The organism is Pedobacter sp. 01T416_2 (assembly GCF_056398925.1).
Genome location: NZ_JBFTQI010000065.1, coordinates 1 through 12,700, shown reverse-complemented (window position 1 = coordinate 12,700; position 12,700 = coordinate 1). Strand labels below are relative to the sequence as shown.

Here is a 12,700-nt window from a genome sequence, read left to right as displayed (position 1 = left end):
ACACGTAACTGATCAACATGTGGCTGTTATTGCATGTACTGCAAGTATTTGGCTCATAAATATTATAATTCCTGCTATCTTAGGCACTTATTTCGTTTTTAAACTCAATTTTTTTGGAAATCTTAAATCTAATTAGTCTAGTATCTGCTGCTTTAACCTTAATCTATGGTTTTTTAGTCCTTAATTTTATCAGAGGATGGCATAACCTGGTTTATTTTACACCACAAAAGTCCGATCCTCAAACCAAAGTTTCTATCATTGTTGCCGCAAGGGATGAGGAAGCTAATATCACCAAAACCATTGATGACCTGGTTGCACAGCGATACCCTAAGGTTTTAACCGAAATTATTATTATCGATGACCATTCTACCGATCGTACGGCAGAAATTGTGTTAAGTTATGCAGACCGGAATGTGAAACTGATTAAGCTGAATGAAGATAGGGCCCTGAATTCATACAAAAAAAAGGCTATACAAACTGCAATAGGGACTTGTTCTGGCGATCTGATTATCACTACTGATGCCGATTGCAGGATGGGCGCAGATTGGCTGGCTACCATTGTAAACCTATATGAGCAGAAAAATTATAAAATGATCTCCTCTCCAGTAGCCTATTTTCAGGAGAAAAGTTTCTTTGAGCGCCTGCAGTCGTTAGAGTTTCTATACCTGATCGGCTTGGGGGCGTCTACTATTGGCAATAAGGAACCCTCTACCTGTAACGGAGCAAATTTAGCTTACGAGAAAACAACCTTTTATGAAGTTGGTGGCTTTCAGGGCATAGATGACCTGGCTTCAGGTGATGATGAGCTACTATTACATAAAATTGCTGCCAAGTATCCTGATCAGATCGGTTTTCTCAAAAATAGAGAAGCCATTGTATATACGCATGCAAAAGAAACCTTGGGCGCATTTATTCAGCAACGCAAACGTTGGGCTTCTAAAAGTACCCGTTATAAAAATAAGGCCATTATCGTTTTAGGGGTTCTGATTTGGATCTTTAACCTCACTATTCTGGCAAACTTTATCACCGGGCTTTTTATTCCGGGTTTTTTGACCATCACATTTTATCAACTATTGGTTAAAATGATTTTAGAAACCTTATTTTTATGGGATGTAACTGGCTTTGCAAAAAGGCGCAGTTTACTCATTTTAATCCCGGTTTTAAATGTACTGCACGTACTTTATATGGTGTACATCGGCATTGCTGGAAACAGTGGCAAATACAATTGGAAAGGCAGAATGGTTAGATAATGGATAATAGCCCATCAAAAAAAGTATGGTTAAAGTTTAAACGGAATAAATTTGCCTTCGGCGGATTGGTCTTTATTTTACTTTTGATGGTAATGGGTATTTTGGGTTATTTAATTATGCCTGATGATTCTCCAAATGCGAACGTTCAGATTCTCCAGTTAAACAAAAAGAAACCCGGAAGTACATTTACGTTTTTAATTATCAGTAGGAGCCCGAAAGTAGAAAAGCTTAACTTTTTCGAAAGAATGTTAAACGGGCAAACACCAACTTTTAAAAGTATCCCGATTACTTCTTACAAGATAAAAGATAAAAATGTTTTTGTACAGGAATATATTGGTGATGATGAAAAAGCCAGGGAAACGAAGTATGAACTTAAAGATTTGTGCCCTTCTTGCGTAGTACCCTCCAAAATAGGGAGCCCGCAGGCGCTTTTTGAAAAAAATAGCATTTATAAAAAGACTTATATTTTAGGCACAGATATTTACGGACGTGATTTATTAAGCCGGTTGATTTTAGGTATCAGAGTTTCGTTATCTGTAGGTTTAATGGCCGTGCTCATCTCTCTTTTTATAGGCGTGAGTTTAGGAGCCATTGCTGGCTATTTTGGTGGTCGCGTAGACGCAGCCATCAGTTGGTTTATGAACGTAGTTTGGTCACTGCCCTCGTTACTGTTGGTAATCGCCATATCATTCGCTTTAGGCAAGGGTTTTTGGCAGATTTTTATTGCGGTAGGCTTATCAACCTGGGTCGATGTAGCAAGGTTGGTACGCGGGCAGGTAATGGCTTTAAAAGAAGTCGAATTTGTAGAGGCCGCAAGAGCCTTGGGCTTTAGCACGAGCAGAACCATTATCAAACATATACTACCGAACATCGCGGGGCCAATTTTAGTTGTTGCCTCATCAAATTTTGCCTCAGCCATATTGCTGGAAACAGGGTTAAGCTTTTTAGGCTTTGGCGCTCAACCACCTATGCCAAGCTGGGGGAGCATGATTAAAGAACATTATGGTTATATCATTATGGATGCAGCCTACTTAGCTGTTTTGCCCGGTTTAGCCATTATGTTTACTGTTTATGCCTTTAATGTGCTGGCCATAGGCTTACGCGATGCATTTGATGTAAAAGGACAGAATGTAACTGTTTAATCATTGTCATAAAAAAAAGCAGTACCAATTATGATACTGCTTTACCCTTAAAAACAAAAACTTATGCTGTGGCAGTCAGTGTGTTTCCTGAARCAGTAAGCGGATAAACTTTTAGCACACTCGTGGTGCCACCATCATTTGGTTGGGCCAAAATGCTACCCGAAGTGGTATAACGCGAACTATGCAGGCCACATTGAATGTAATTGCTGGCCTGGATAAAACTCAATGCACCGCCCTGGTGTGGGCAAACTGCTTGTGTGGCCACAAACGAGGTGCTGGCATTCGCTGTTGCGATACGAATAAACAATATGCTGTTTACAGTGATAGATGCGCCAACGGTTAGTAATTGCGTACTCAGATCCACACTTGCGGTAGTACCCGAAGGAACACCACCACCATTAGGTTTGTCGGGTTCTGGGGCATCACTCTTTTTACCGCAAGCAGAAAAGCAAGCGCCGGTGCAAACCATGGCAACACCCAGCCCCAATGATTTGATAAATTCGTTACGTTCCATAATTGTTTAGGTTTTTATTTTTGGTTGAATTTGATCTACTTTGCTTTCTTCTTATCGAAAGAGAACCTTCGGGCAATACTAAAACCCCAACGGTATTGTCCCTTCAGCCAAGAGGTATTGGTATCGGTAATAAATTGCGATTCCTGTATGGCCGTGGCATTGGTGAAATTAAGGTGGAAAATATGACCGCCAGTTTCAAACTCCAGTCCGGCACCAAGTGTCTTATAATATTGCGTTCCCAAGGTGTTTTCGAGGTAGGCTTTTTTATCTTTATCTCTGAATGGAATGGTATAATCGGCAACAAAAGCCATCCGTTTAGTGATCTTAATACGCCCACCAACAGACAGTGCAAGCATATCGTTCTGATCTCCAAAAACAGTAAAGTTGCGGTGTACGTACGATGGCATGACCAGCATCGAGAAGTTCGAATTAAATTTACGGGCAATTACCGCTTGCACCACATAGGTCAAACGATCTTGAAATTTGCTGTAAGCATTCACCGCTGTCGGATCAGTTGAAGCTTTTACGGCTGCAATGGTTGTACTGCCAAACAATGTTACCGCTACGGGTACTTTTTCATCATCTGTTTGTTCCAGTAACCGATATTTTAAGTTTCCTTCATACAATTGTGTTACAACTCCGGCGCCTTTTGCCCTGGCTAAGCCTACAGAAAGTTTATCGCTGATTCCATATTCAAAACCAATGCGGATGTCGGTAGATTGATCCAGACCGAAAAAGTTTTTAATTCCGCCACCAGATCCGGCAATGTCTCCAAACCGGTGATCTACCCTGAAATCCATCTCATTTTTGTAAATGGTTTCATTGGTTTGTATGTTAATGAGTTTGGTTGCTTTAAATGTGGCCTTTACATTCTTTTTTTCTACAGGCATCTGCAATGCATTTTCGAGCGAATCCTGTGCAGAAGCAACTATTGGTAAACAAAGGGCAAACAAGTATAAAAGTGATTTTAGATGATATTTCATAAGGTTTTATTTTTTAGGTTGATAAGTAGCCGTCATTTTTACCTGTATGGTTTCGGCAATTTGTTTGAAAACAATTGTTGGGATTTTGATGTCGTGATCAGCAAGCTTTACGTTAAAAGCTGAAGTGGCCTTTATTTCATCAGTTGTAATCACCAGTGAACCTTTGGCTTGATATTCTTTGCTAACCCCATGGATCTGTAGATTGCCTTTCACCGTGATCGGATAGGTTCCAGGTTTCGAAAAATCAATCTGTTCTATAATTTTTCCTTTAAAATCTGAAGTCGGATATTTGTCGCTTTCGATATAATTCTCGTTAAAATGTTCTTGCATCAGTTTTTTCTTAAACTGATAAGAAGTATTGTTGACCTTGAAAATGATATCGTTGGTTTTGATATTGAGAGCCGAAGCCCCTGTTTTGCTCTGTGCATCTATATCCTCTACAGGTGTCGAAGAAAAAAATGAAGAATTTACGCTTTTACTTACCCATATCTGTGCTTTTACGCCTGTGCATAAAAACAAGGCTATTAAGGTGAAAAATAGTCTTTGCATTGGTGTATTTATTTAAATTTTTAGTGGAACCATTTGGATTTAGCGTTAATTTTTATTGATTATTCTGGCATACCTTTATCAAACCATGCTTTTAACAGTGCCTTATCGCTCTCCGATATGGTATTATTGCCTTTAGGCATTGTTTTGGTAACAAATATGGCATTGTTTACACGCACCTCTTTTGCTGATGAAATGCCATTAAAAAGCCAGAAACCCTTCGCACCACCATTAGCACCATGGCAACCTCCACATTTGGTTTGAAACAATGCTCCGGTAAAATTAGTGTAAGTTACATTTGCTGTAGTTACAGTTGTTGGGCCAGTAGGTGGTGGAGTTTCAGGTTTTAATTCCTCTGCTTGTTTTTTAGAGCAGGCAAAAAGCAGGGCAGTAATTGCGGCGAATAAAAAGATTGAATTTTGTTTTTTCATAGGTATTTAGTTAAGATTAAAATTAGTGGTAGATTCATTTCTATCATCTCTGATTGTTGGGCAGTGCAATTGAAATTTTTGCGGCAATAGCCGCATTGTTTTTTGCTTTTATCGATAGGCATAACATAATCAGAAATGCCGCAAATATAATTGCGATAACTTGTTTTTTTGCAACCATATCCGAATTTTTTAAGATTTATGTTTTGTTTATTTGAAAACTATCGCTGTTTTTGTAATAACCATAGGTTTTTAAATAATTTTTATTGAAATCTTAGTCGTTACGTGCACTTTTTGCAATTGGTTGCCTGCAATAAAAAAAAATACAAAAAAAATCCGCCCCGATTTTAAATCGGGGCGGATTTCGAGATAAATTGTATCTAAAACCTAATTAAAATCTTCGGCTTTTAATGGAGGATTAATTTTAATGTCTTTAATTACAACTGAAAACTCCTGAGAACCTTGTGGGGTTGCCGCCGATTGAGTTAAGGTAAACGGAAATAATACATCGCCAACTTTCTTGTAGTTCGAATATTCTGTAGATTGACTAATTTCAGCCCCACCTTTGGTCGTGGTACTTTCATCTTTTAAAAGTAAACCCGATTTGGTATCGTAGTATTCAGTTTTCTTTTTGCCCGATGGTGAAATGATATTCAATTTAAATGCATCAGCAGTACCTACCTTTGCAGTTCCGGCCGCTTCAATTTTCGTTCCATCAGTTGCGTAGTAAATTTGACTACCGTAACCTTTATCATCTTTCTTTTCAGCCAGGTCATCGCCAGTTAATTCAGCCTTTTGGCCCATTTGCATCGCATAGCCCGTTTTGCCATTATAAACCTGTTTCATCACGGTTTGGCCGCCCATAGAAATCTCCACGCTGCTTAAGTTAGGCGCCATGTTTTTAATGGTAACCGTAAGCTTTTGACCTTGCATTTCCATTTCGCCACTTTGCTGTAATGAAGTAATTTTTTTAATGGCTTCTTCACCGCCAATGGCTTTAATGTAGTTTTTGATAATTTCTGCAGGAGCAGCTGTTGGTACAGCAGTAGCTTCGGTTGCTTTAACCGCATTCGCATAGTTATCATAAGCCTGTGTTTTAAAACCTACCTTAGTTAAGCCTGCCGCAAACGCATCAGTTTTACCCACAATAACAATGCGAGTATTATCGTGGTTAAAGTATTTTTTGGTTACCCTTAAAATATCATCGGTTGTTACGGCATTAATCTTTTGTAAATAAGTGCGGTAAAAATCCTTTGGTAAGTTATTAATTAAGATATTACTCGCAAAACCTGCAGTTCGTGCCGGATTTTCTAAGCCTAATGCAAACGATCCGTTGAAAAGATTTTTCGCGTTCTGTAATTCATCAGCAGTTACCTTTGTAGTGCGGATCGTGTTAATTTCTCTTAAAAATTCCACCACTGCACTGTCAACTTTTTCGTTTCTAACGGCTGCATTGGCCGAAAATTTAGATTGGAAACGGCCTGAGCCTGTGCTTGAATATGCACCATAAGTAAAGCCATGTTTCTCGCGGAGGTTATCAAATAATCTCGATTCAGAGCCACCACCTAAAATCTGGTTTGCCAATAAAATCGGGAAATAATCTGGGCTGCTCATTGGCAGGTCGATTAAGTTCACAACTGTAATTTCAGATTGAACAGCATTGCTCACATTAATGATGTCAACTTCTGTTTTGGCAGGATTAGCAACTTTAGTAAGTACTGGTAAAGTTAAGGCAGTTCCTTTCCAATCGCCAAAGGCTTTCTCTGCCAAAGCTTTTGCTGCTTCTGGTTTAATATCACCTACAAAAGTTAAATAACCTCTAGATGGGGTAATGTATTTCTTATAAGCTGCTTTTACATCGTCTAAAGTAATGCCTGTAATAGAAGCCTCCGTTTCAAACTCTCCATAAGGATGGTTTTTACCATAAGCCAATGCATTTACCACACGTGCTGAAATGGCTTTTGCACTTTTTTCGTTAGATTTTAATCCAGTAATGGTTTGCGATTTTAGTTTTTCGAAAGATTCTGCAGGAAAAGCAGGTTTACGGATACTCTCCGCCATTAAAGCAAATGCCTCAGGAAAATAACGGGTTAAAGCAGAAGTTGAGCCCCCATATGCCCCTGCACTTACATCAGCACCAAGCTGATCTACCGCTTCGTCAAATTGTGCTTTTGTTTTAGCTGTGGTTCCCTCGTTCAGCATACTGCCCATCAAGCCTACTACACCTGCTTTAGCACCTTCAGTAATGGGACCTGCATCGATACTATAACTTGCTGCTACTTTTGGTAGTTTATGGTTTTCTACCACCAAAACAGTTATGCCATTCGCTAATTTATAAATCACAGGATCGCCAACGGTAATAATGGGTGCCGGACCTGGTTTTGGTTTGTGGCTTCGATCTATTGTTTGTGCTGAAATACCTTGAGCCAATAAGGAAACTGCAGCTATAATGAATAATTTCTTCATGTTTTTAATAATTAAAATGAAAAAGCGATCAGCTTATTTCTTAGGTAAGTAATACAATACAACTCTTTGGTTTTTGTTCAGGTATTTTTTAGCAACGTCTCTGATCTCCTCGCGGGTGATTGATCTGATTACCTCTAATTCCTTATTGATATCGTTTGTATCCTTATCATGGAAAGTATAACCATCGGCCAGGTTTTCGGCAACACCCAACATTTTACTGTTTGCACTTACGTAGTTGTTTTCGAATTTATTCTGCAGTTTTTTATAATCACTTTCGCTAATCAAATCGGTTTGAAGACGTAAAACTTCTTCATCAATATCTTTTAATAAATCGTTAAGCGGTGTATTTTTATTGGGTAAAGCTAAGGTGATATAAGCGCCATAATCTTCAAGCGAATAGTTAAAAGCAGCAACCTGCAGGGCAGTTTTCTTTTGATCGACCATTTTAGTGCTTAATCTCGAGCTTCCGCCTTCTGATAAAATAGAGCTGATCATACCTAAAACCTTGCTTTCTCTACTCTTCATTCCCGGTACGCGGTAAGCCGCGAAGATGGCCGGGATCTGAATGTTGGCATCATAAGCAGTATCGATAATTTCTTTGGTAATTTCTGGTAATTTGAATTCTTGACGAACAATTGGTGCACCTTTAGGTACTTCGGCAAAGTATGATTTTACTAAAGCTTTGGTCTTCTCTATATCTAAATCGCCGGCAATGGTTAAAACCGCATTGTTAGGCACATAATACTTTTTAAAGAAAGCAATAAACTCGCTCAATTTTGCTGCATCTAAGTGCTCCATTGAACCAATTGGCTGCCAACGGTAAGGATGCCCATCAAACAAATGAGCGAAAATTTTCTCTGTAAATTTTCCGTAAGGAGAGTTGTCTATACGTAAACGTTTCTCTTCTTTTACTACTTCATTTTGTGTTTTTACCCCACCTTCGTTAATTACCGGGTGTAACATTCTTTCGCTTTCCAGCCATAAACCCAGTTCCAATTGGTTTGATGGAAAAAGTTCATAATAAAAAGTACGGTCTTGAGAAGTATTGGCATTGTTCTGGCCGCCGTTACTACTCACTAATTTCATAAATTCACCTTTTTTGATATTATCCGAACCTTCGAATAATAAGTGTTCGAAAAAGTGAGCAAAACCTGTACGCTGGGTTTCTTCATCTTTAGAACCAACATGATACATTACCGAAACGGCAACTACTGGAGCGGTTTTGTCTTGGTGTAGAATGACATGGAGGCCATTGTCAAGGTCAAATTCCGTAAACTGTACTTTTTGGGCAGAAGCACTTAAGCACAGACCGGAAATGGCCAAAGCAAAAAGAATTCTTTTTTTCATAAGTTTATAATTGTTTTTTAATGATTATGAAGCTATCATTAGCATGTTTTTTTGTTATGATGAATAGCATGCTAATGATGGTTTCATTAGTAGTTTTTTTAAATGATTAGAAATAATCAAAGGCGAAAGCGAGCAACTATTTCATTAATAAGTTAATTTGGATTTTTCACTAGCGTGAAGAATAATAAGGATGGCCTAAATTATGGATTTAAACAAAAAAAAGCGAGTATTTACACTCGCTTTTTTTAATATATTTTATCTCCAGGCCTTGTATTGGTTAATTAAGCCGTTGGTTGAGCTATCGTGGCTCGAAATTTTTTCGCTGCCCTCCAGCTCTGGAAGAATTTTTTTGGCCAATTGCTTGCCAAGTTCTACCCCCCACTGGTCGAAACTAAAGATGTTCCAGATAATTCCCTGAACAAATATTTTATGTTCGTAAATGGCAACTAAACTGCCCAAAGTATATGGCGTTACTTTTTTCAATAAGATAGAATTTGTTGGGCGATTGCCTTCAAATACCTTAAACGGCGCAATTTTTTCAATTTCTGAATCTGATTTGCCTTCTTTCTTTAACTCAGCGGTTACTTCTTCTTCGGTTTTACCGTTCATCAAAGCTTCTGTTTGTGCAAAGAAGTTTGACAGTAAAATTGGATGATGATCGCCTAGTGGATTTAAACTCTGTGCCGGAGCAATAAAATCGGCAGGGATAATTCTGGTACCCTGGTGGATTAACTGATAAAAGGCATGCTGGCCATTTGTTCCGGGCTCACCCCAGATAATCGGTCCGGTCTCATAATCAACTTCATTACCGTTCCTATCTACGTGTTTACCATTGCTCTCCATATCTCCCTGTTGGAAATAAGCAGCAAAACGGTGCATATATTGATCGTAAGGTAAAATAACCTGTGTTTCTGCATTGTAGAAATTGATATACCAAACGCCTAACAAACCTAAAATTACAGGCAGGTTGCTTTCAAACTCGGCAGTTTTAAAGTGGTTGTCAGTTGCATGAGCTCCAGCTAACAATTGTTTAAAATTATCGAAGCCTATACTTAGTGAGATGGATAAACCGATAGCGCTCCATAAAGAATAACGACCACCAACCCAATCCCMAAACTCAAACATGTTCTCTGTATCGATGCCAAAAGCAGAAACGTCTTTAGCATTGGTGGATAATGCGGCAAAGTGTTTGGCAATATCGCTTTCTTTTCCGCCTTTATCCAAAAACCAAGAGCGTGCAGAGTGTGCATTCGTCATGGTTTCTTGTGTAGTAAAAGTTTTTGATGCGACTAAGAATAATGTTGTCTCGGCATTTAAATCTGCTAATGTTTCGGCGATGTGTGTGCCATCAATATTCGAAACAAAGTGAATGTTTAAGTGGTTTTTATAATGTTTTAGTGCCTCGGTAACCATAACCGGACCTAAATCTGACCCACCGATACCAATATTAACCACATCAGTAATGGCCTTGTCTGTATAACCTTTCCATTCGCCGCTAATGATGCTGTTGCTGAATTTCTCCATTTTAGCCAGTACTGCATTTACTTCCGGCATCACATCTTTACCGTCAACTAAAATTGGCGTATTGCTTAAATTACGTAAGGCAATATGAAGTACCGAACGGTCTTCCGTTTCATTAATTTTATCGCCGTTGTACATTGATTTTATAGCTTCATCCAATTTACACTCACGGGCCAATTGAATCAATAGTGCTAATGTTTCATCGCTGATGCGGTTCTTGCTATAATCTAGTAGAATATCTTCAAAAAAAACAGAAAACTTATTGAAACGATCTGCATCCTCAGCAAAAAGATCTTTAATGCTTTTTTGGTTAATATCTATAAAATGATCGGCTAAATACTTGTAGGCCTCAGTTTCTGTGAAATTTACTTTAGGTAACATAATCTTTGTTTTTTTGTAAAAGTAATAAAGCAAAAATTTAAAATGGTCTTTTTAATGTTCTAAATGAATAAGAATTTTTAATGTCGATTAAACATAGTAACTTTAATACACCATCCCTGTTAGTTCATCAATTATTTTAACCTTAAATTCTACATGATGTTAGAAAACTTAAATGAAATGGTGCGTGAAAACGTCCAGGAAAGCGTTGTAAACAACACTGCCATTCCGAACGAACAAAATGAAGCAGTAATCCAGGCTGCATCGGGTTCTATCTTCGATACGCTGAAAGATCAGGTATCATCAGGTAATATTGGTGCATTAACCGATATATTTAACGGTAATAAAGCAGAAGGTACCCAGGTTGCTGAGCAGGCTTCGGGGAATTTTATCGATAAATTAAGTGGCTTGGGCATTAATGCTGATACGGCGAAATCTTTGGCAGCAAGCATTATTCCGGGCCTGATTGCCAAGTTTACCCAAAAAACAAACGACCCGAACGATAGCTCCTTTAACATTAAAGATGTTTTGGGAAGTTTGGGTGGTGATGATGGTAAATTTGACGTAAGTGATGTAATTGGAATGTTTAATGGCGGTGGGCAGGCGCAGCAGCCCGGCCAAGCGGGAGGTGGCGGCATTATGGATAAGCTGAAGGGAATGTTTAATTAAGCATTTACTGATTTTTAGGATTCATTTCCTTCAGATCTACCTGTAAAAATATATACTTGAGAAGAGTTGTCAACTTTTAATAGCAAACCTGCCCATTAAAGTTGACAACCCTAAAGTCCATTCTGGAAACCTTTGCGTCGATGCCTGCAGAAATCTGTTGTTATCTGTTCAGGTAAGACCAAATCCCATCTCTCCTTAAAATTGTTTAGCTTAGGGCACCTAAACTAAATAATTCATTTATGAAGAAAATATTCCTGACTGGTTTTTCGCTACTGGCATTAAATTCTTTCGCCCAAAAATCAGATTTAAGACCATTGGTTTCGAAAAAGGCCGATGCCATCGAACAAAAAGTAATTACCTGGAGGCGCGATTTTCACGAACATCCTGAATTGGGAAATACTGAAGTAAGAACAGCTGGTATTATTGCAAAACATTTAGAATCTTTAGGTATTCAAGTAAAAACAGGCGTTGCCAAAACAGGCGTAGTTGGTGTGCTAAAAGGAGGGAAGCCCGGACCAGTAGTTGCTTTGCGTGCCGATATGGATGGTTTGCCTGTTACCGAGCGGGTAGACGTTCCATTTGCCTCGAAAGTGAAAACACAATATAACGGACAAGAGGTTGGCGTAATGCATGCCTGTGGACATGATAGTCATGTGGCTATTTTAATGGGTGTAGCGGAAGTGCTGGCTTCTATGCAAAAAGATATTCAAGGGACGGTGAAATTTATATTTCAGCCCGCTGAGGAAGGTGTGCCTGCTGGAGATGAAGGCGGGGCAGCGTTAATGATTAAGGAGGGCGTACTCGAAAACCCTAAAGTTGATGTGATTTTCGGTTTACACATCAATTCTCAAACTGAAGTTGGCGATGTAACTTATCGCCCGGGAGGTACAATGGCTGCAGTAAACGATATGAAGATTACAGTTACCGGCCGCCAGGCACATGGGGCTTATCCATGGAGCAGTATCGATCCGGTTGTGGTTTCGGCCCAGATTATTAATAGCCTGCAAACGATAGTAAGTAGGAATTTAAATGTGACCGAAAACCCGGGTGTAGTTACCATTGGCGCCATTAATGGCGGTGTACGGTCGAATATTATTCCCGAAAAGGTAGAAATGTTAGGTACAGTACGCAACTTTAGTAAGGAAGATGAGGCCATGTTTATCGAAAGGATTAAAACCATTGTAACCAAAACGGCCGAGGCAGGTGGAGCTACAGCTGAAGYCAAAATCCCCTATAGCAACCATTATCCGGTTACTTTTAATAATATTGCGCTAACCGAAAAGATGTTGCCAAGCATGGAGTCGACGGCAGGTAAGGATCACGTGAAATTAAAACCACCAGTTACAGGCGCAGAAGATTTCTCCTTCTTTCAGGAAAAAGTACCAGGTTTATTTGTGTTTTTAGGAGGGATGCCAAAAGGTAAAGATCCTTTAAAAGCAGCATCGCACCACACACC

11 protein-coding genes are annotated in these 12,700 nt (G+C 39.0%); 4 read left to right on the top strand and 7 right to left on the bottom strand.

Annotated elements, in window-relative coordinates:
- Positions 1-113: 113 nt before the first annotated feature.
- Together AC1DPQ_RS04715 and AC1DPQ_RS04710 are read left to right on the top strand one after the other, a co-directional pair.
- On the top strand, positions 114-1,250 hold the full coding sequence (locus AC1DPQ_RS04715; protein ID WP_477608164.1) for a glycosyltransferase family 2 protein: 1,137 nt from the start codon (positions 114-116) through the stop codon (positions 1,248-1,250).
- Positions 1,250-2,392, top strand: a complete 1,143-nt coding sequence (locus tag AC1DPQ_RS04710; RefSeq protein WP_477579376.1) for an ABC transporter permease — start codon at positions 1,250-1,252, stop codon at positions 2,390-2,392. Before AC1DPQ_RS04715 ends, AC1DPQ_RS04710 begins: the two co-directional genes overlap by 1 nt.
- 61 nt (positions 2,393-2,453) lie before the next feature.
- Here AC1DPQ_RS04710 and AC1DPQ_RS04705 read toward each other — a convergent pair whose 3' ends face one another.
- The 7 genes from AC1DPQ_RS04705 to pgi all read right to left on the bottom strand — a co-directional run bounded on the left by AC1DPQ_RS04705 (position 2,454) and on the right by pgi (position 10,578).
- Positions 2,454-2,906: a QcrA and Rieske domain-containing protein gene (locus AC1DPQ_RS04705; protein ID WP_477608162.1), complete on the bottom strand. Its 453-nt coding sequence runs from the start codon at positions 2,904-2,906 to the stop codon at positions 2,454-2,456.
- A 35-nt stretch (positions 2,907-2,941) separates the two neighbouring features.
- Positions 2,942-3,889 carry a DUF5777 family beta-barrel protein gene (locus tag AC1DPQ_RS04700; protein WP_477608160.1) on the bottom strand — a complete coding sequence of 316 codons (948 nt, stop codon included), beginning with the start codon at positions 3,887-3,889 and terminating at the stop codon, positions 2,942-2,944.
- Positions 3,890-3,895: 6 nt separating this feature from the next.
- On the bottom strand, positions 3,896-4,438 hold the full coding sequence (locus AC1DPQ_RS04695) for a YceI family protein (RefSeq protein ID WP_029278693.1): 543 nt from the start codon (positions 4,436-4,438) through the stop codon (positions 3,896-3,898).
- A gap of 59 nt (positions 4,439-4,497) precedes the next feature.
- Positions 4,498-4,866, bottom strand: a complete 369-nt coding sequence (locus AC1DPQ_RS04690; RefSeq protein ID WP_477579370.1) for a hypothetical protein — start codon at positions 4,864-4,866, stop codon at positions 4,498-4,500.
- A 384-nt stretch (positions 4,867-5,250) separates the two neighbouring features.
- Complete coding sequence (locus AC1DPQ_RS04685) at positions 5,251-7,329, bottom strand: M16 family metallopeptidase (RefSeq protein WP_477608158.1); 2,079 nt, start codon at positions 7,327-7,329, stop codon at positions 5,251-5,253.
- 33 nt (positions 7,330-7,362) lie between these two features.
- Positions 7,363-8,676, bottom strand: coding sequence for a M16 family metallopeptidase (locus AC1DPQ_RS04680; RefSeq protein ID WP_477579366.1), 1,314 nt, complete (start codon positions 8,674-8,676; stop codon positions 7,363-7,365).
- Between the two features lie 255 nt (positions 8,677-8,931).
- The gene (pgi, locus tag AC1DPQ_RS04675; protein ID WP_477608156.1) at positions 8,932-10,578 is read right to left on the bottom strand and encodes a glucose-6-phosphate isomerase; all 1,647 of its coding nucleotides are present in this window, start codon (positions 10,576-10,578) and stop codon (positions 8,932-8,934) included.
- 153 nt (positions 10,579-10,731) lie between these two features.
- On the opposite strand from pgi, the gene AC1DPQ_RS04670 reads away from it, so the two are divergent.
- Together AC1DPQ_RS04670 and AC1DPQ_RS04665 are read left to right on the top strand one after the other, a co-directional pair.
- Entirely contained in the window at positions 10,732-11,244 is a 513-nt protein-coding gene (locus AC1DPQ_RS04670; RefSeq protein WP_477579363.1) for a hypothetical protein, read from the top strand.
- A 239-nt stretch (positions 11,245-11,483) separates the two neighbouring features.
- Positions 11,484-12,700 (top strand): amidohydrolase (locus tag AC1DPQ_RS04665; RefSeq protein ID WP_477608154.1); only part of this gene is annotated, 1,217 nt, incomplete at its 3' end.

Coding starts and splice junctions, on each gene's coding strand:
- AC1DPQ_RS04710 (WP_477579376.1), top strand. CDS start 1,250: ATGGATAATAGCCCATCAAAAAAAGTATGGTTAAAGTTTAAACGGAAT.
- AC1DPQ_RS04700 (WP_477608160.1), bottom strand. CDS start 3,889: ATGAAATATCATCTAAAATCACTTTTATACTTGTTTGCCCTTTGTTTA.
- AC1DPQ_RS04695 (WP_029278693.1), bottom strand. CDS start 4,438: ATGCAAAGACTATTTTTCACCTTAATAGCCTTGTTTTTATGCACAGGC.
- AC1DPQ_RS04690 (WP_477579370.1), bottom strand. CDS start 4,866: ATGAAAAAACAAAATTCAATCTTTTTATTCGCCGCAATTACTGCCCTG.
- AC1DPQ_RS04685 (WP_477608158.1), bottom strand. CDS start 7,329: ATGAAGAAATTATTCATTATAGCTGCAGTTTCCTTATTGGCTCAAGGT.
- AC1DPQ_RS04680 (WP_477579366.1), bottom strand. CDS start 8,676: ATGAAAAAAAGAATTCTTTTTGCTTTGGCCATTTCCGGTCTGTGCTTA.
- AC1DPQ_RS04670 (WP_477579363.1), top strand. CDS start 10,732: ATGATGTTAGAAAACTTAAATGAAATGGTGCGTGAAAACGTCCAGGAA.